Below are 19,662 nucleotides of genomic sequence, written 5' to 3'. Positions count from 1 at the left end.
ATGACCGCAAGCGGCTTATTTCGTTCCCCAAACGGTGCAGGATTATATGCTTGGCGCAAAATGCCCACAAGCGACCAGAAGCGTATATATCGATAAAGATGTGAGGTTACACGGGCGGCGAAGGTGCGGCCCGCGTCCTTTCGCGAAAGGACGGAGCCGATGCCCAGACGTCGATCAGCGCAAGGCGTCATTCGCTATACTGGCATGTATTCGACTGGAAATCCATGACGACGAAAGGAATGCCCGATGCCCGTCGTGTCCCGCTTTCTAGAAACCTCCCGCAAGGCGGCGAAAGAGAAGCCGGGCGTCTTCGCCCTGTACGTGATCTTGTGCGTCATCGTTGCCATCGTCTTCGTACGTTCCATCTTCGAAGGCCGCTACGAACACGCGCTGCTGTGCCTGCTGGTGTTCATCCTGTTCTGGATTCCCAGCATGCTCGAACGCCGTTTCACCGTCGAGATCCCGAGCGTTTTGGAAGGCATCATCCTCTGCTTCATCTTCGCCGCGGAAATCCTCGGAGAAATCGACGCTTTCTATATCAAAATCCCCTTCTGGGACACTATTCTGCATACCACCTGGGGATTTTTGGCCGCAGGCATCGGATTCGCGCTGGTCGATATCCTCAATCGAAGCCATGCATCGCGCCTGCAGCTGGCGCCGATCTACATGGCCATCACCGCATTCTGCTTCTCTATGACCGCAGGCGCGGTCTGGGAGCTTTTCGAGTATTCGATGGACGTCTTCGTCGGATTCGACATGCAGAAAGACGCTATCGTGACCGCTTTCAGCTCGGTCACGCTCGATCCGACGAACACCAATATCGCCATCCCCGTCGACGGCATCGTGAGCACCGAAATCATGCTGGCATCGGGCGAAACCGTCGTCATTCCCGACGGATACCTGGATATCGGTCTGCATGATTCCATGGCCGACCTGTTCGTGAACCTGGTCGGCGCAGCCGTATTCTCCATCATCGGCTTCATCTACGTGAAAAACCGCGGCAGCAAGAAAAGCTTCGCCACCCACTTCATCCCGAGGCTGCGCAACAGCGCCAAATAGAACCGAACCACCGCGAAGGAGCACCGCCTTGACCGCAGAACAGCGCGACACACTCGACAGGACAGGCTTTCTCGAAGCCCTCGGATGCCAGGTCATGTGGGGCTTCATGTGCCTGTATTGGCGCCTTCTTTCGGGGGAGTCCGCGCTGCTCGTGCTGACCTGCCGCATGATATGGTCGTGCGTGTTCATCGTGCTTCTATGCTCCTTCGTCAAGCGAACGCGCTTTCTGTATCTGATGCGCGACCCGCGGGCGCTGGGCACGTTCGTCACGTCAGGCATCCTGACGTCGGCGAACTGGGGCGTCTATATCTGGGCGGCCAACAGCGGCCATCTTCTGGAAACCAGCATCGGCTACTATCTGTGTCCGCTGTTCAATATCCTGTTCGGCTTGATCGTGTTCCACGAACGCCTGACGCGCATGCAGAAGGTGGCCTTCGGGCTGGCCGCCGTGGGCGTGACGTTCTTTATCGCCATGAACGGCGGCGCGATCTGGATTTCGTTCGCGCTGGCGCTTTCGTTTTCAGCCTACGGCGCCGTGAAGAAGAAGGCGGGCTACCCCGCGCTTCCCGGCATGGCGCTGGAATCGGTGATCACGGGCATCCTGGGCGGCATCATCTTCGGAGCCGGAACCCTGATGCCTGCACTGTGGGGCCTCGTGCCTGCCACGCCCGACCCCATGGCCGTCACATCGCAACCCTGGGAGAGCTTTCTCATGGTGTTCGCGGGCGTGCTCACCGCCATCCCGCTGCTGCTGTATTCGGCCGCAGCCAACCGCGTGCCCATGGTGATCATCGGCTTCCTGCAGTACGTCAGCCCCACCATCGCGCTTATCCTGGCCGTGTCGTTTTTCGGCGAGGCGTTCACCTTCGCCCACGGCATCTGCTTCGCGCTGGTATGGACGGGCATCGCGCTTATGTCGGCCGAAAGCGTCCTGCACCGAAAGATGATGCCCGCGTCGCAGCGGCGATAGCCGTCTCACGTCACGCGCCGGCAGCGGCCTCGGCGACGAGTTCGATCAACTCCTGCTTGCTATGGATCCCCAGCGCCGCGTAAATCTTTTTCGCGTGCGTGCGGACGGTATTTTCGGACAAATACATCGCCGACGCTGCGGCGGGAATCGTGTAACCGTGCGCCAACAAGACGAAAACCTCGATTTGACGTTCGGTAAGACCGCTGCTTTGGCCGATTCTCCTGGCAGCAACCCCGATAGCATCGTCGTGGACGACGGAAGGGCCTAGCTGCGAAAAATCAAGCTCGTCGGAAAGCGTCGAGGCTTTGTCCGAAACGACCGATTCGCAGGAAGCCCCATCGGGCGCTTCTCCGACGCCCGACCCTTTCCTTGTAATAAAGAACATGACGATGGAACAGCCGTAGAGCAAGACGACCACGACGAGCATCATCGACGTTTCGTCGAAAACCGTTTCTCCCGCGAGATTCATAGCAAGGCTCCCGAACGCGTTCGACGCGTACAAGACGCCGGCGCACACGCCATACATCAATCCCGCGTCAAGCCCGCGCGCCGAGGCCGAGGAGGCGCTTTCGACCAGCACCGTCATCGAGCAGACGACGAAAGCGACGCCGCCGATATAAGGCACGAGCCCGCGCAAAGCGGGGACGAAGAGAAACACGAGGAAGACCGTCGCCAAGAGAGGAAATAAAACGGTGAAAGCCCGCACGGTGTCGGGTTTGCGTTTCAAAGCGAGCCACGATATGCCGACGACGGCCGCCGCCACGATATTTTCGGAATGGGTCATGAAAACCTGGTCGACGAACTGCATGTCGACGAACACCGCATCGGAAAGGGCGGAGGCGACAGGCGCCATGATTCCGATGATGAAGCAACAAAGACATATACGCCACAGGCTCTTCGCAGGCAGAATCGCCTCGATCGACGCACCCGTTGAAGAATCGGCGGACGGCCCGGATGGGCAGGCATCTTTCATCTCGTATGCGAAAAACGCGAAAACGACAACCAGCAGAATGCACAGAGTGATTGCTATGGCCAACAGGTCGAGGGTAAGGAACGCGACGAACGGCACGGCCGAGAGAACGGACCCGGCGATGATTTCCACCTGTGCGTACGAGGATCCCTCGTGTGCCAATACGCGAATCCAGCAAAAGAAAAAACACGTCGTCGCAAGGCCCATGCAAATGGCCCCGGCGACGATAAGCCACGAAGAGCCGGAGAAGAGAAACGCCAGAACGCCGGCAAGCGCCGCCGCCACCAAAACGAAGGACAGGGGGTACACCATGCGGGCGAAACGTTTCGGCCGCATGGCAGAGCATGCCGCGAACACGAAAAAAGACAGCGCGTTGCTGATCGAGAGAAACGTACCCCACGAAGACGAGCCCTGCTCTCCAAGGGCCTGCGCCGGCAACAGCCCGAAGCCCCAGAGCGAAAACGAATTAAGCGCAAGAAAACATGCGTAACCGACGCTTACGAGCAGCACATGAACGACCTGTCTCTGCACGCCTCCCCCTTCATGCCGGCCTCGCATCGGCGCCGATCGTGTAAGACGCGCGAGCTTCCCTCCGCGCCCATGATAGAACACGCCTGACATCAGAATGGCCATGCGAGCATTGCAACGACCTGCGATTTTATCCAATTCACCCGCTTCATGTGAACCCCTATGCGCCAAAAGCCACGCTTCGAGTGAATGCAAAAGAGGGCAGCAGGCCTATGATCGGCCTGTCAGGCAGCGAAGGTACCGCCTCCCTCTCCCCTCCCTTTCGGCGGGGCCTTCGCTCTTCGACAAGTCCTTACACAAGACAAGGAGGAGGAATTCGAATGAGCATGGATAGGCGCGATTTTCTCAAAGGGGCAGGCATCATCGGTGCCGCAGGAGCGATCGGAACGGTCATGGCGGGCTGCTCTCCCAGCCAGCCGAAAGCAGCCGAGTCCGCATCGAGCGAAGGCGGTGCTCTGACGGCGGAAAGCGTCATGGAAAAGGGCGCGTGGAGCTTCGAGGTGGCGCCCGAGCCTATCACCGACTTCGCCGAGACCATTTCCGCCGAAGTCGTCGTCGTAGGATCCGGCATGTCGGGCATGTGCTGCGCGGTATCGGCCGCCGAAGAAGGCCTCGACGTGATCGTCGTCAGCGCCGGCACCACCGCCATCTCCCGCGGCGGCTCCAATCAGGCCATCGGAACGAAGTACCAGAAAGAGATGGGCGTCGATTACACGCCGAAAGATGCGCTCGAACATGTGAAGATCGAGCAGCTCGCAGGCTATTACTGCATGGACAAGATGAAGTGGTCGCGCTGGCTGAAGCACAGCGGCGAATCCATGGACTGGATGATCGACAAGATGACCGGCAAAGGCCTCAAGGTCAACCTTGAACCGCCCTACGCCGACCCTGACGGAACGCTCGCCGCTCCGCCTTCGGTGCACAACTTCTGGAACGACGAGAACCCTCTCGGCGTGTTCCAGGGCGCTCCGCTGTGCGCGAAGACCTACGCCGACATCTTCGAGAACGATTTCGGTAAGAAGATCTATTTCAAAAACCGCGCCGTGCAGCTCGTCCGCGACGACGATAACACGGGCCGCGTCAGCGCCGTCATCTGCCAGCGCGAAGACGGATCGTATGCGAAATACGAGGCTTCCAAAGCCGTCGTCCTGGCAACGGGCGACTTCTCGAAAGACCGCGACATGATGGCGAAATACGCTCCGTACGCCTACGAGATGTTCAAAGACAAGCTCGAGTTCGGCGACGAGAGCGTCGATTTCGATGCAGGGATGAACTATTCCGGCCTCATGCCGGGCGACGGCCAGAAGATGGGCCTTTGGATCGGCGCCGCCTGGCAGAAGGTCTATCCCAACCCCTGCGCGATCAACGGCGGCGTCGCAGGACCCACCCATGCCGTCATCGACAACTTCTGGGGCATCAACCTGAACAAGAACGGCAAGCGCTTCCAGAACGAGAACACCAACTTCGCCTTCGGCGCGATGTCGCTGCTCAACCAGCCCGAATCCACGGGATACGGCATCTGGGACAGCGCCTACGCCTCCACGCAGGAAGAATGGGAGACGCTCGGCTGCTCCTACGGCAACGTCACGCCGCAAAAGCCCCTCACCCCCGAAGAGCTTGTCGCAGGCTGGGATGCGAACGTCGAAGACGGGACGTATTTCAAGGCGGATACCCTCGAGGAGCTCATCGATCAGCTCGACGGCCTGGACAAAGAGAACGCCCTGGCGTCGATCGAGCGCTACAACACCTACGCTGAGCAGGGCTACGACGAGGAATACCAGGTGAATCCCAACATCCTCTTCCCGATTTCCACGCCGCCGTTCTACGGCACCAAGACGGTCGGATCGACGTTCCTCTGCGTCATGGGCGGCCTGAGGACCAATGAGAACCTGCAGGTCTGCGAGGAAGACGACACCCCCATCGAAGGCCTGTACTGCGTCGGCACCATGATCGGCGACTTCTTTGCCGGCACCTACAACTTCGGCCTTCCCGGCCAGAACCTCGGCGCCTGCTGCTGCACTTTGCCGTATCTGCTCGGCAAAGACCTCGCGGAACTGTAGAGGCGAGTACATTACGTACGAAGCGAAGCCATAGATGCAAGAAGGGCGGCCTTTGGGCGGCCTTTGGCCGCCCTTCTTGGTGCCGATCTTTCAGCCGGCATGCATGCCCGCACGAAGGCGCTCGATATTCACAGCGGCGCGCGGCGTAACGGGGCCTTCCGACAGCTTATCAAGAAGCGCGGCCGCTTCCTGCACGCTTCCGTGCACGATGAGATACTCGGCCTCGCAAATTCCCCACGACACCCACGTCAAACGCGAATCGGCAGTCGCTGCGCTTTTGCGCATGTAATCAAGGTCGGCCGGCCCCCACTGCTCGGGCGCGCGGAACTGAACGTTCAGCCCGAGCAGGATGTCATCGACGACCGCTCGCTTCGGCGAATTGACGGACGCGCCCTCGCGAAACGCCGCGATGCGGCCCAAAGCGACGTCACGCCCTGCGATATCGCCCACAGCGTTGCGGGCGATGGCCTCCACGTTGAACGTGCGGATCCAAAGGATGTTCTTGGGCGACCTGAACGAAACCTGCGAAAGAAGCTGCAAGGCGTCGATCGGACGGCCCGCATGATAATGGGCCAGCGCGAGCTCGGTCAGGCACGTGCCCTTCGAACGCTGCTTGACATCCCGTTGCGCGATTCCTTCGATCACCTCGCGATATTTCTCGGCATCGCAATCCGACCCCAGAATATCGAGCAAGCTGCGAAAACGCCTTCCTATCTTGGACCTGAGCAGCCACGCAATGACCAAAATCGCAGCAAGGCAGACGAAGTAAGCCGCCATGGACCCGATGAACACGAAGACGATAGCCGCCACGCCGAGAACCACGGCCGCAGCGATCGCAAGAGCACGCATCTTGCGCAGCCACGCGAAATAATCGGCGACCACCTGCTGCGCCGTCTGACCGAAATAACGCGACCGAATGTTCACGCCGACCCCTTCCCCGCGCGGATGCCCGCACCGTGCAAAACAGCAAGCAGCATAGCACGACGCCTCGCCGAAAAGACCGACCCGCCATAAGCTCGAACCGTCGACGGCAATGTGGAGCAGACGACAAAAAGGCGGCCCGAAGGCCGCCTTTCGTTACTCGACCGATTTCAGGCTCTCCACCATGTCGATGCCGGAAAGCTTCTTGCGCATGAATAGCGTCACGAGCACCGAGAAGAACATCGTGAGCGCGAAGGCGATGACGAAACTCATCGCATGAATGGCGCGGCCGAACATCACCTGGTCGACCTCGGCAGTCACCACCACGAAGCCCTCCATGAACACGCCCAGAACGCAGCCGACAAGCGCGCCTATCGCCGAAAGCAGCAGTGTCTCGCGATAGATGTACGCATTCACCTCGCGCGCGTTGAAGCCGAGCACTTTAAGCGTCGCTATCTCGCGCTGACGCTCGGTGATGTTGATGTTGGTCAGGTTGTACAAAACCACGAACGCCAAGGCCGCCGCCGCGATCACCAGAACCACCACCACCGCGTCGACGCTCTTGAGCATGGTGCGATACGACTCGATCGTCTCGTCGTTGAAGCCCACGGTCTTCACGCCGTCGATCGCCAACAGCTCGTCGGAAAGCTCCGAGCGCTGCATCTCGTCTTCGGTCGCCTTCGCATAGACCGTCGTGTAGGCGGGCGCTTCGCCCATCAGCGCGTCGAAGCCGCTCGGCGTAGTGAAGGCGTACTGGCTCACGTAGTTTTCCATGATGCCCGCCACGCGCGTCTCGCGGCCTGCGCCGGCGGCGTTGCCCACCGCGTCTTCGTCGAAGAGCAGGATCGGGTCGCCCTGTTCGAGGCCGAGCTCGATCGCCAGCTTCTCGCTGATCACCACGCCGTCGTCGTCGAGGCTCAGCGGGTCGTGGCCCAGACGCTCGCGCATGGTGACGTACGTCGCGAAGTCGGCCGGATCCTCGGGTACGATCAGCTCGAAGCGCTGATGCTCGCCGTCGGGGTCGTCCACGCGGGCGGCCAGCATATTCTCGGTATGGGCCGCCGTGAACGCGGCGCCTTCGCCCGATGCCGCCAACGCGGCTTCGACCTGAGAGGCGTCTTCGTCGGACACGTCGTCGGCCTCGCGCACCACCATGTTGTAGTGGTAGATCTCGCCGAACTGCTTGTCGATGATGTCGTTGATGGCGTTTTGCAGGCCCAAGCCCGTCAGCAGCAACGCCGTGCAGCCCGCGATGCCCACGATGGCCATGAAGAAACGGCGCTTGTAGCGGAAGATGTTGCGCGACGTGACCTTCCACGAGAACGACATGCGGCTCCACAGCGGCTTGATGCGCTCGAGCAGGATGCGCTTGCCGGCCTTGGGCGCGCGCGGCAGCATGAGCGCGGCCGGCGCTTCACGCAGGGTCGAAGCCGCTGCGAACCAGGTGGCCGCCAGCGTGATGCCCATGCCCAAGCCCGCAGAAAGCAGCGCCATACCGGGGTCGATCGGCACGGGACGCGGCGGCACCGCGTAGATGATCGCATAGGCGTTCATGATGAAATACGGCAGGAACAGCGAAAGCGCCACGATGCCCACGAGCGCGCCGACGCCGCTGGCAACCGCCGCATACACCAGATACTTCGAGATGATGCGCGCGTTGCTGTATCCGAGCGCCTTGTACGTGCCGATCAGCACGCGTTCCTCTTCCACCATGCGCGTCATGGTGGTCAGCGACACCAGGGCAGCCACCAGGAAGAAGATGAACGGAAACACCATGGCGATGCGGTCGATGCGGCCCGCATCGGATTTGAAGCTTTCGGCGCCCATGTTCTTCGAGCGGTCGAGCACGAGGATTTCAGGAGCCTCGAGCTCGTCGACCTCCTCCTGGGCTTCGGCGAGCTGCTTTTCGGCATCGGCGAACTGAGCCTCGGCGTCGGCCTTCTGCTCGTCGTATTCGACCTTGCCCTCTTCGTAGGACGTCAAACCCTCGCCGTATTCCGCCCTGCCGTCGGCAAGCTCGGCGACGCCTGCGGCATAGGCGCTCTTACCCGACTGCAGCTGCGCACGGCCGCTCGCCAACTCGGCTGCGGCGGCGTCAAGCTGACGCTGAGCCGCAGCGAAGCTTTCTTCGGCAGCGGCGCGCTGGGCGGAAAGCTCTTCTCGGGCAGCTGCAAGCTGCTCGGGCACGCCGGCGGTCTGGCCGTCGATCTGCGCGATACCCGCCGTCAACCGATCCACGGCCCCTGCGAGCTGCGCGCGCTGGCCGAGCAGCTCGTCTTTGCGCCCTTGCAGCTCATCGAGCATGCCCTGGGCCTTCGCGCGCTGCGCCTCCAACGCCGCCAGCTGCTCCGCATATCCAGGCCCCTTCGGGTCGAGCGCATCGATCTGCGCCTGCACGGCAGCGATCGCGCCCTGGGCGGCCGCGATGCCTTCGTCGATCGAAGGCATATTCTCGGCTATGGCGGCATCTATCTGCCCGAGGCCCGCGCGGGCCTGGTCGAGTTGCATGGAAAGTTCGGATCGCGTGGCCATAGCCTGGTCGTATTGAACCTGGGCATCGTCGATCCGTGCCTGGGCGTCGGCCAGCTGAGCCTGTGCGTCGGCACGGCGGGCTGCCAGTTCCGCCACGCCCTCATCGTAAGACGCCTGCCCGTTGGCGATGGCACGCTCGCTCGAAGCGATGGTGCCCGCAGCGGCATCCAAATCGGCCTGGCCGCTTTCGAGCTTCGCGGCGGCGTCATCGAGCTGCACGAGAGCGTCATCGAGCTCGGCCGCGCCGTCGGCCAACTTGCTTTCGGCGTCGGCGCGCTCGGACTCGTATTCGGCGCGCTTCTCGTCAAGCTCGGATTGCGCTTCGGCTTTCACCTCGCTCAAACGGGCCGCCCCGATGCCGGCGTCTTCGATGCGCTGCGCCACTGCATCGACCTTCGCCTGGTATCCTTCGCTTCCCGCCATTTCATCGAAAGCCCCCGCCACCGAAATAAACGCTTCGGTATAGGGCGTATCGGAAGCGAAGCCCGCATTGTCGACGAACGCCACCTGTTCGAGCGCTCCGCTGCCCAGAGATGTCGTTCCCAGATTGGTCGGAGAAGCGTAGTACGAGCAGCGCACGAAACCCGTCACCGTGTATTCGCGCGAGGCCAGCGTCTCGTCGATATCCTGCGTGCCTTCGAGCACCTTCACGGTATCGCCCACCGACACGTCGCTATCCATCACTACATCGGCGGTCAGCACGCACTCGTCGGAGCCTTCGGGCCACGTGCCTTCGACCAAAATAGGCCTGTTCAGATATGATTCGTCGGAAGAAACGGCATGCTCGCCGTCGGATGTATCGGAGGCACGGGCGGCGTCGGCGTCGAACGACTGAACGCGCATGGTGTATTGCACGTCGTCGACCGTAGCAAGCACGTCCACCTCGTGAGCGGGCATGACGCCCTGCACGCCCTCTATATCGCGCAGCGTGTCGATATTGTCGTCGCTCAAGCCCAGGGTGGACACGACACGCAGGTCGGCCGTGTTCGTACCGTCGAAATACCGATCGGCAGCCAGGCGCATGTCAGGCCCGGTCATGCGCAGGCCCGCATAAAAACCGGTACCGAGCGCAGCGATCACGGCTATAGCGAGAAAACGGCCGAGCGAATGGGTGATCGACCGCCGCACCCCTTTATTAAAGACGCTTTTCATGACCTACCACTCCACGGTATCGGCGGCAGCGTGGTGCGCATTCAGCTCGACGCCCTCGACGCGGCCTTCTTTAATATGGATGACACGGTCGGCGATGTCCGTGAACGCCATGTTGTGCGTGATCAAAACGACAGTGCGACCGGTCTGGATGCACGTATCCTGCAAAAGCTTCAGGATGGCTTTGCCGGTCTTGTAATCAAGCGCGCCCGTGGGCTCGTCGCACAGCAGCAATTTTGGGTTTTTCGCAAGAGCGCGAGCGATGGCCACGCGCTGCTGCTCGCCGCCCGAAAGCTGTGCGGGAAAATTATCCATGCGGTGCGCCAGGCCCACCTGCGCCAACACCTCGGCCGCAGGAAGCGGGTCGCGGCAGATCTGCGAGGCCAGCTCGACGTTTTCGAGCGCCGTGAGATTTTGCACCAAGTTGTAGAACTGGAACACGAAGCCGATATCGTAGCGACGATAGTCGGTGAGCTCTTTATCGCCGAATGCGCTGATTTCGCGACCGGCCAGCTTGATCGAGCCCGATGTGCACGAATCCATGCCGCCGAGCATGTTGAGCAACGTGGTCTTGCCGGAGCCCGACGGGCCCACCACCACCACGAGCTCGCCCTGTTCGATGTCGAACGAGAGGCCGTCGGCAGCCGCCACCTCCACTTCGCCCATCCTGTAGATCTTGCGTACATCGCGGAATTCGACAAAGGCCATAGCACACGCTCCGTCTTGCAGGGGTCACACTCGGCCCGCAGCGAACCGCCGCTTCTCGCACGGAAGCAGGAGACATCGAGCACGCGGGCCTTCCGTTTTGCCTCATTATAGCCGCGCGGCGTCGCGCGAAGCGCCGCGACGCCATCCGTTGCATTCCCGATGCCGAACGGCCGCGCTATGCTAGGCCGAGCAGCGCGCCGACCATCTTCACGATGAATGCCGCCGCCCAGGCAACGCCGCACTGCATCGCCACCACCGCCACGGCGCTTTTGACGCCCAGCTCGTTTTTCACGGCCGCGATGGCGGCCACGCAGGGCGTGTACAGCAGCGCGAACGTCAAGAAGACGAACGCGGTCAGAGGCGTGAACAGGCTCGTGATGGCCGAGGCGCTTCCCAGCAGCACCGTCAAGGTGCTCACCACGCTTTCCTTGGCCACGAAACCCGTGACCAACGCCGTCGAAGCCTGCCAATCGCCGAAGCCGAGCGGCGCGAACGCCGGCGCGATCAGGCCGCCCAGCATGGCGAGCAGGCTGTCGGCGGAATCGGCCGTCACGTTGAGGCGCAGGTCGAAGGTCTGCAAGAACCAGATGACCACCGATGCCAGGAAGATGATCGTGAATGCGCGGGTCAGGAAGTCCTTCGCCTTATCCCATACCAGGCGCCCCATATTGCCAAGCGACGGCATGCGGTAGTTCGGCAGCTCCATGACGAAGGGAACGGGGTCGCCCTTGAACGCCGTACGCTTGAGCACGAGCGCCACCAGCACGCCCACAACCATGCCCATCACATAGAGCGCAATCATCACGATGACCGCATGGTCAGGGAAAAACACCGCCGTAAACAGGGCGTATATAGGCAGCTTCGCCGAGCAGCTCATGAACGGGGTCAGCATGACCGTCATCTTGCGGTCGTGTTCGGAAGGAAGCGTGCGCGTGGCCATGATGGCGGGTACCGAACAGCCGAAGCCGATCAGCATAGGCACGAAGCTGCGCCCCGACAGGCCCAGCTTGCGCAGAAGCTTGTCCATCACGAACGCCACGCGGGCCATATAGCCCGAATCCTCCAAGAGCGAGAGGAAGAAGAACAGCACCACGATGATGGGCAGGAAGCTCAGCACGCTTCCCACGCCCGCGAAGGCGCCGTCGATCACGAGCGAATGCACCACCTCGTTGACGCCCCAGGCCGTAAGACCGGCATCCACCAGGTCGGTCGCCCAACCCACCGCGACATCCATCCATTCCTGCAGCGCGGCGCCGACCACGCCGAACGTCAGCCAGAACACCACGCCCATGATAGCCACGAACACCGGCAGCGCGGTGAAACGGCCCGTCAGGATGCGGTCGATCGCCACCGAGCGCTTATGCTCGCGGCTCTCCGACGGCTTGACCACCGTAGCGTCGCACACGGCTTCGATGAAGCGGAAGCGCATGTCGGCCAGCGCGGCCATGCGGTCGGCGCCGCCTTCGCTTTCCATCTGCGAGACGATGCGCTCGATGGCGCGCTTCTCGTTCTCGTCGAAACGCAGGGCCTCGCGCACCAGGTCGTCGCCTTCGACGAGCTTGGTGGCGGCGAAACGCACGGGCACGCCGGCGCGCACGGCATGGTCTTCGACCAATTCGGAAATGCCGTGAATGCAGCGATGCAGCGCGCCGCCGTCGGATCCGTCCTGGCGGCAGAAATCCTGGCGCCCGGGACGTTCGACATAACGCGCCACGTGCAGAGCATGGTCGACCAGCTCGTCGATGCCTTCGCCCTTCGCGGCCGAGATGGGCACCACGGGAATGCCGAGCATGGCTTCGAGCGCGTTGATGTCCACTGTGCCGCCGTTAGCCGTGACTTCGTCCATCATATTGAGCGCGAGCACCATGGGGATGTCGAGCTCCATGAGCTGCAGCGTCAGATACAGGTTTCGCTCGATGTTGGTGGCGTCGACGATATTGATGATCGCATCGGGCGCTTCGCCGATCAGGAATTCGCGCGTGACCACCTCTTCGCCCGTGTAGGGCGAAAGCGAATAGATGCCAGGCAGATCGACCACCGTGGCCTCGTCGTGCTTGCGGATAGTGCCGTCCTTGCGCGTCACCGTGACGCCCGGGAAATTGCCCACGTGCTGGTTCGAGCCCGTAAGCTGGTTGAACAGCGTAGTCTTGCCGCAGTTCTGGTTGCCTGCCAACGCGAAGGTCAGCGGCGCATCGGCCGCTTTGGCACGCTCGCCGGCGCGCGGGCGGAACGATTTCGACTCGCCCTTGCCGGGATGCACGGTATCGCGCTGAGCGGGATTGACGCGACGCAGGTTGTGCGCGGCATGCACGTCGCGCACCTTGATATGCGCGGCATCCTCCTTGCGCAGCGTCAGTTCGTAGCCGCGCAGGCGCACCTCCATGGGATCGCCCATCGGAGCGCATTTGACGAACGTCACCTCGGTACCGGGCGTCAGGCCCATGTCCAGAATGTGTTTGCGCAACGACGGCTCGACGCAATCGACCGACGCGATGATCGCGTCCTGGCCCTGCGCGATCCCATCGAGCGTCATCATGGCGCCCGCCATTACCACAGCCCCATCTGCTGAGGCTCGTAATCGTATTCGACGAGCACCTCGCCCACGGTGATTTCCACCTCGTGCGACTCCCAATCCTTCACCGGCACCACGAACACGTTGCCCTGCTGCTCGAGCGCGAGCGTGCCGCCGATCATGCCGACGCAACGGCCCGCACAGGCGTCGGCAGGAGAGCCATCGGGCGTCTTGATCATTTCGGGCACCTGCGCCCCCGCGCCGAAATAGTACGGCGTCAGGTCCAGCACGCCGCATTCGGGCTCGACCCCGTGGGCACGCGCCGTCTCGAGCACGCAATCCATGGCGGCCTGCGCATTGAACGGCTCGCTGAGCAGCTTGTTCTTCGTTCCCAGGCGCATTGTTTCCAAAATGCCGTCCTGGGCGCACAGCTTCGCCTCGAGCGCTCGGGCCTCGTCGGCATTGGGATAGCGCTTGAGGATGCCCGCCACGCGCGCGCCCTGTTCGAGCAGGCGCTCGATGCCGCGCGTCTCCGACGAGATGCCCACCTTCAAATGGGCCGGCGAGAAATACGCCATGTACACGAAGTGCGGCGTCAGGTTGTAGGCGCGCTGCTGCGGCGAGATGGCGTCGGCGTTATAGAACGCCGGATTGAAGCCCGTGGCCTCACGGCACGCCGGACACATGTCGTCGCTATACGCACCCGCATCGGGCAGTTCCGTCATGAGCGGGCACGCGCTCGACTCATAGGTCTTCAAATCGAACGGACCGATGCAGTATCGCTTCGGGAGCTTCTTGAGCGTGAATGTGCGGCCCAAGACCGGCAGACGCATCTGCTTCTGCGCCTCCAGGTCGTTCATCTGCAAATAAGGACCTTCCGGTCCATACCCCAGGCCTGAAAAAACCAGGGTGGATTCGGGAAAGAAACGCGGCATGCCTTCACCTCTCGCGCATCATGCGCTTACATAGCTGTTTTTCGTTGTGAATCATAACGCACGCGAAAAGCCGACGCGCCCCGGCACGGCGCGAAACCCCCGCGACCACAGAAAACGAGCAGCGCGAAAAGCGCCCCGAACACGAAGAGGCGCCCCTTGAGGAGCGCCTCTTCTCGGCACGCTTCGCCGCTAGATTTCGCGCATTGCCTTCATGGCAAGCGCGTAAACCGTCAGTGCGAGCCACGCGGCCGCAAGGACGAACGACGTCGTGCCTACGCCCACGACCTCGATCACGATCGAGGTTGCGAACACGGCCACCGGCGTCACCACCAAAAGCAGCGAATTCTGCGTTCCGAGGGCCGCGCCGCGATGCTCGTCGGGAATCAGACCGTACACGAAGAAGCCGAACAGGGCCGACACGGGTCCCGACGCCAGGCCGAGCAACGCCGCGCCCAGCAACAGCACCTCGTAAGACCACAGAGAGCCCAAGGCCGCCACGCCGAACGCCATGCCGACGAACGAAATCACGTACCACGTACGGCGCTTGAGCGCATAGGCGCACTTCGCGTAGACGAGCGAACCGACAAGCGCGCCCACCGACATGGCCGAAAGCACGTAGCCCAGAAGCGTCGGGGCGTTTTCCTGCGTGAAGAACACGGGCAGCACCATGCCCTGGTAACTTCCCATGACGATTACGATCAGCATGCCGAGGACCACCGATGCGCGCAGCACGGGATGGCGCGCGAACAGAACGCGCACGCCTTCCTTGGTCGACGCGACGGCCGTTTTGACCAAACCCTTGCCGGAATCCTCGGCCTTCTCCGCCTTGCCGGGGACGCCCACCGCGCGGGGAACGAACAGCGTCACAACCGCGGCTATCGTGGACATGGCGGCCGTCAGCCACAGGGTATTGGCAGATCCCAGAAGGCCCATACCCATCGAGGCGACGGCAGGTCCCACGATGACCACGAGATTTTCGACGGACTGGGCGACTCCCATGAATTTCTGCAATTCAAGGCCGTCGTGCTTGACCACGGCCGGCAGCAGCGTGTCGCGCGCCGTCATGCCGGGAATGTCGCCCACGGCGCCGACGATGCCGCAAAGAACGAACCAGCCGAACGACAGACCCACCGTGGCATCGATGATCGGAAGCGCGGCGATAGATGCCGCGGAGATGATGTCTGAAACGACGGAAAGATCGCGCCTGTTCATACGGTCGAGCAGTGCGCCGCCGAACACGCCCGCCAAAACCTGAGGCACGGCGCACACGATGGCAAGGGTTCCCGCTGCAAGAGCGTCGCCGGTCTTGGCGAGCAGCACGAGCGGCAGCACGACGCCGGCGATGGAATTGCCCAGCAGGGAAAACGAGTTCGAGATGACGAACGGCAAAGTGGCACGCAGCTTCGTCATGGAGCGTTCCTTTCTTCACGGAATGAAATCGGTATGACGCTCCGTATGAAAAACTATGACGCAACGTCATAGTCAACGCGATTCGCGGGTCCCATCGACGCGATACACAAAGCCGACACAAATGAAGACTAGACCCCTGGAAAGCATGCGGCCGACCGCGCGGCAACGCCCCTACGACGGAACGCGCTCCATAAGCGCCCTCAACACGCCGGAGGAAACCCGCTCGCTCATATCGCGCTGAGCGGCATTGAGCGTTTCCATGTCATACAGGTCGAACACGTCGTAGGCCGAGCCGTCGCCTGCATCGCCCTCGGACTCCCCCGGGTCTGCGGCGCAATGGCCCGAATCCATGCCCGACGGCGCCGCCATGGCTTCGATCCGTGCGCGTGAAAGATCCCAGCCGTAACGCTCGCATCCGCGGTCGAGAAGCGGAAGCATGAACGAGACGAAATCATCGGCCAGGTTCTGCCGCTCGGCCTCGTCCGCATCGGCGGGCAGCGCGAAGAGGCGCTCGTTGAGCTGCACATAGCGGTCGGTCCGATCCGACTCGCCGAGAAGCTCGAAAAACTGCACCACCGATTCGGCCTCTTCCGAACCCGTAGCGAGCAACCGGTCCACCAAGAACAGGCCCGCGAGCTCGGTTTCGACGAAACGGGAACCTGCGCCCGCTTGCTTCAGGCGAGCGAGATGTTCGGCGAATGCAGAGGGCGCATCGGGAGAAATCGAGCGCTCGCGCAATTCGGCGATGATGCGACGCTGCTCCTGCAGATGCTCGATGCGCTCGGCCAGTTCGGCGTCGAGCGCATCCAACGCTTCGTTTCCCGAGTGCGCGGCGGCATCGGAACCTTCTTCATCGAGCATCTCTTTGACCTGCTGCAATGAAATGCCCAGCGATGCGAGCCGTTTGATGCGCAGCACGCGCGCCACATCGGTCGCGCCATAGACGCGATACCCGTTCGCCGAACGAGGGGGTTCTGGCAAAAGCCCCATATGGTAATAATGCCGCAACGTACGGACCGTCACGCCCGCGAGGTCCGCCACTTCCTTGCTTCGCATCGCTTCCCCCTTAACAGCGCGACGGCATAGGCGACGCGAGCCTACAGCTCGACGTCGTACACGTCGAAATGGTCGATGGTGTCGCCCACGTACGTCATCCGCACGCCAGGAGCGGCGGCCTCGAAGGCCTCCTTATACGGGGCGAAATCGACGCCGTCCTGCACGATGAGCGTCACGCCGCCATCCACCTGCGAAAAGTCGAATGCGCCCAGCGATTCGGGCGAAGAGAAATACACGCCCGTATCGTAATCCGTCGCATCGGGCAAAAACGCCTCGACCATCATCGGATTCTCCCAAACCCCCATAAACGTCGCGTTTTCCTGCGCGAGCGCCGCCACGTCGTCGTTTTCCTGGTCCCAATACTTGATACCATGCGAATAACCCAGGCCGGTAATCAGCACCGCGACGACCGCGAAGGCGACGAGCGCCTGGCGGGCGCGGTTCTTCGCAAGCCAGAGGCACAGGCCCGCGAGCGGTAGGAACACGCACATCTGCAGCACGGGCTGCACGCTGAGCACATAGCGGATCGAAGGATACGGCGCCACACGCGCGATGATCGTGACGAAGGCCACGGCGGCCACGGCGAGCGACACATACGCGCCGACCGACATCCAGCCGCACATGCCCGACGACGCCTTCGCATCGGCGTTCTTGCGGCACATGAGGAACGAGACCGCAGCGGCCGCGATCAACACGATTGCGATCAAAATCAGGACGCCGCCGGTATTGCCCGTATCGAGCTGGCGCCAATCGCGCACGAAGAAATCGACGAACGAGCTGCCGTCGGCCGCGCGCGAGAGCGCCTCGACGCCGCGATAACCGGAGAAGATATGGTCGAATGCCGCGGGAAACAGAAGAAACACGCTCAGCGCGCCCGCGATCGAACCTATGGCGAAGCGTACGCCCGCCGCGATTTCGCGGTGGAGCAGCAACACGATGCCGACGCACAGGTACAGCACGAACGCATACGGCAGGAAGAAATACTGGGTCAATCCGCCGCAGGCGGTCACGAGAAAGAGAGCGACGGCTTCGCCGACGCTGCACGAACGACGGCTCGCGATGCGCGCGGCAAGGGCGGCCGCGGCGGCGAACCACAGGGTGAGCAGGCCGTACATGCGCAGATAGACCGCGTCGTTGACCATTGCGGGAGACACCGCCCACACGGCGGCCGCGGCAAGCGCCATCCAGCGCGGCACCCCCAAAAAGCGCGCCGTGAAAAACGAGAGCACGGTCACGATGCACATGGCCGCGGCGTTCAGCGAAAGCCCGATGGCCGGGTCCCAGCTGCCGGGGAACAGCGAATACAGCGCCGCCAGAAGAATGTAGTGCAGCGGCGGGTGCACGTCGTTGATCTGGTTCTGGATCACCTGGCCGTAATCGGCCCCGAGAAACGTGGGCACCGTGACCCACGACTCGTACGGCTCGCCGCCGTGATACACCTGGCCGTCGGCCGGGAGGTCGTAGAGGAATTCGCCATTCGTCAGGAAAAGCGTGTAGCTTTCGTCCTGGAACAGGCCCTGTTTGGTGACGATGGCCCCGATACACAGCACCGCCTGGAGCGCCACGATCACAGCCAGGGCGATAGCGGCGGCCTTGCGCCCCTTCTCCCCCGCCAGCGGGCAGGCATCGGTTTTCGTATTTCCGCCGTCAAGCGTCGTCTCGCACGGGCGCACACGAGGCATAAGCGCACTCCTATCGGTCTTTTTCCAACCGCCACATTATGGGCCAACTTCCCGGCGCCTGGCAAAACCACACCGATATCTTATGGAGAGCACAAGCCTACAAGCTGCGAGGACGCGCTAGACGCCTCTCGAGCACGCCTCGAGCGCACAGCGATAGACCTCCTGGTACGGCAGCGCCCGCTCGCGCGCCGTTGCGGCCACGTCTTCGTATTCGGGATAGAGGCGCGGCGCGCCGTCGGGCATGACGACGCGCTTGGCGCGCAAGGACCCGAACGGCGTGGAAACCTGCACGATGGCGCGCGGCAGCACCGTGCGCTCCATCGGCGTGCGGCGAATGCCGATCGTCGTAGTCTCTTCGAACAGCACCGCCTCGATCGCAGGGATGGCCTCTTCGGCGCAGATCGCCTGCACCTGATACGCGGGACGGTTCTTCTTCATGAACACGGGCGCATAGTGCGCCTCGCGCGCGCCGGCCGCGAACAAGCGTTCCAAAGCGTAGCCGAGCGCCTCGCCGGAGCAATCGTCCACCTCGGTCTCGAGCTTCCAGACGAACGGGCCGCCATGGGGCGTCGCCGCATCGGCTGCGCTCGTACGCTCGTCCGCCTCCTCGATCAGCATGGCGCGCAGCATGCCGGGAATCGCGTAGGCGCGCTTGCCGGCGCCGATGCCCGTCTTGCGCACGACGAAGCGCCCGGGCAACTCGGATGACGTACGAACGGCCGCGGCAATCGCAGCGCCCGTCGGCGTAACCAGCTCGCCCTGCACGTCGGCGATCGAAAGCGGAATGGAGTGACGCGCGACGATATTCGCCACGGCGGGAACAGGAACGGGAAGTACGCCGTGCTGGCAGCGCACCGTTCCGCGGCCTTCGGTCAGGCCGCGTACCACCACGCCATCGACGGCCAGGTCATCCAAACAAACCGCTGCCGCCACGATGTCGACGATCGAATCGACGGCCCCCACTTCGTGAAAATGCACCCGGTCGACCGGCACGCCATGAGCCTGCGCCTCCGCTTCGGCCAGAACGACGAAGATGCGATGAGCGATGTCCTTCGCGCGATCGCTCATCGCAGCCGCATCGATGATGGCCGCGATCTCGGGCAGGCCGCGATGCACGTGGTCGTGGTCGTGGTCGTGGTCGTGGTCGTGGTCGTGGTCGTGGTCGTGGTC

The 19,662-nt window shown here is 62.5% G+C and carries 13 protein-coding genes; 3 read left to right on the top strand and 10 right to left on the bottom strand.

Going from position 1 to position 19,662, the window contains the following annotated elements:
* The first annotated feature begins 246 nt into the window (after positions 1 to 246).
* Positions 247 to 1,059 (top strand): hypothetical protein, encoded by an 813-nt coding sequence (locus tag Q6E04_RS04180; protein WP_303249549.1) that lies wholly within the window; start codon positions 247 to 249, stop codon positions 1,057 to 1,059.
* Positions 1,060 to 1,087: 28 nt separating this feature from the next.
* Positions 1,088 to 2,029 carry an EamA family transporter RarD gene (rarD, locus tag Q6E04_RS04175; RefSeq protein ID WP_303249548.1) on the top strand — a complete coding sequence of 314 codons (942 nt, stop codon included), beginning with the start codon at positions 1,088 to 1,090 and terminating at the stop codon, positions 2,027 to 2,029.
* 10 nt (positions 2,030 to 2,039) lie between these two features.
* On the opposite strand, the gene Q6E04_RS04170 is transcribed toward rarD, so the two are convergent.
* Entirely contained in the window at positions 2,040 to 3,530 is a 1,491-nt protein-coding gene (locus Q6E04_RS04170) for a helix-turn-helix transcriptional regulator (protein WP_303249547.1), read from the bottom strand.
* A gap of 317 nt (positions 3,531 to 3,847) precedes the next feature.
* On the opposite strand from Q6E04_RS04170, the gene Q6E04_RS04165 reads away from it, so the two are divergent.
* On the top strand, positions 3,848 to 5,587 hold the full coding sequence (locus tag Q6E04_RS04165; RefSeq protein ID WP_303249546.1) for an FAD-dependent oxidoreductase: 1,740 nt from the start codon (positions 3,848 to 3,850) through the stop codon (positions 5,585 to 5,587).
* Positions 5,588 to 5,677: 90 nt separating this feature from the next.
* On the opposite strand, the gene Q6E04_RS04160 is transcribed toward Q6E04_RS04165, so the two are convergent.
* From Q6E04_RS04160 to larC, 9 genes are all read right to left on the bottom strand, one after another.
* Positions 5,678 to 6,511 (bottom strand): hypothetical protein, encoded by an 834-nt coding sequence (locus Q6E04_RS04160; RefSeq protein ID WP_303249545.1) that lies wholly within the window; start codon positions 6,509 to 6,511, stop codon positions 5,678 to 5,680.
* Positions 6,512 to 6,664: 153 nt separating this feature from the next.
* Positions 6,665 to 10,192, bottom strand: coding sequence for an FtsX-like permease family protein (locus Q6E04_RS04155; protein ID WP_303249544.1), 3,528 nt, complete (start codon positions 10,190 to 10,192; stop codon positions 6,665 to 6,667).
* A gap of 3 nt (positions 10,193 to 10,195) precedes the next feature.
* The gene (locus Q6E04_RS04150; protein ID WP_303249543.1) at positions 10,196 to 10,897 is read right to left on the bottom strand and encodes an ABC transporter ATP-binding protein; all 702 of its coding nucleotides are present in this window, start codon (positions 10,895 to 10,897) and stop codon (positions 10,196 to 10,198) included.
* A 175-nt stretch (positions 10,898 to 11,072) separates the two neighbouring features.
* The gene (feoB, locus tag Q6E04_RS04145; protein ID WP_303249542.1) at positions 11,073 to 13,445 is read right to left on the bottom strand and encodes a ferrous iron transport protein B; all 2,373 of its coding nucleotides are present in this window, start codon (positions 13,443 to 13,445) and stop codon (positions 11,073 to 11,075) included.
* A complete protein-coding gene (locus Q6E04_RS04140) occupies positions 13,445 to 14,344 on the bottom strand; it encodes a DUF2797 domain-containing protein (protein ID WP_303249541.1) in 900 nt (299 codons plus the stop codon). Before Q6E04_RS04140 ends, feoB begins: the two co-directional genes overlap by 1 nt.
* A gap of 189 nt (positions 14,345 to 14,533) precedes the next feature.
* Positions 14,534 to 15,754 (bottom strand): MFS transporter, encoded by a 1,221-nt coding sequence (locus tag Q6E04_RS04135; protein WP_303249540.1) that lies wholly within the window; start codon positions 15,752 to 15,754, stop codon positions 14,534 to 14,536.
* 171 nt (positions 15,755 to 15,925) lie between these two features.
* Positions 15,926 to 16,810, bottom strand: a complete 885-nt coding sequence (locus tag Q6E04_RS04130; protein ID WP_303249539.1) for a MerR family transcriptional regulator — start codon at positions 16,808 to 16,810, stop codon at positions 15,926 to 15,928.
* Between the two features lie 41 nt (positions 16,811 to 16,851).
* The gene (locus Q6E04_RS04125) at positions 16,852 to 18,492 is read right to left on the bottom strand and encodes a hypothetical protein (RefSeq protein WP_303249538.1); all 1,641 of its coding nucleotides are present in this window, start codon (positions 18,490 to 18,492) and stop codon (positions 16,852 to 16,854) included.
* Between the two features lie 117 nt (positions 18,493 to 18,609).
* On the bottom strand, positions 18,610 to 19,662 hold a 1,053-nt coding region (gene larC, locus Q6E04_RS04120), incomplete at its 5' end, for a nickel pincer cofactor biosynthesis protein LarC (RefSeq protein WP_303249537.1).

Source organism: uncultured Slackia sp., assembly GCF_959608125.1.
In the GTDB taxonomy this organism is placed as follows: Bacteria; Actinomycetota; Coriobacteriia; order Coriobacteriales; family Eggerthellaceae; genus Slackia.
Note: the sequence above shows the minus strand (reverse complement) of the source record. Positions and strands in the feature narration are given on the sequence as shown.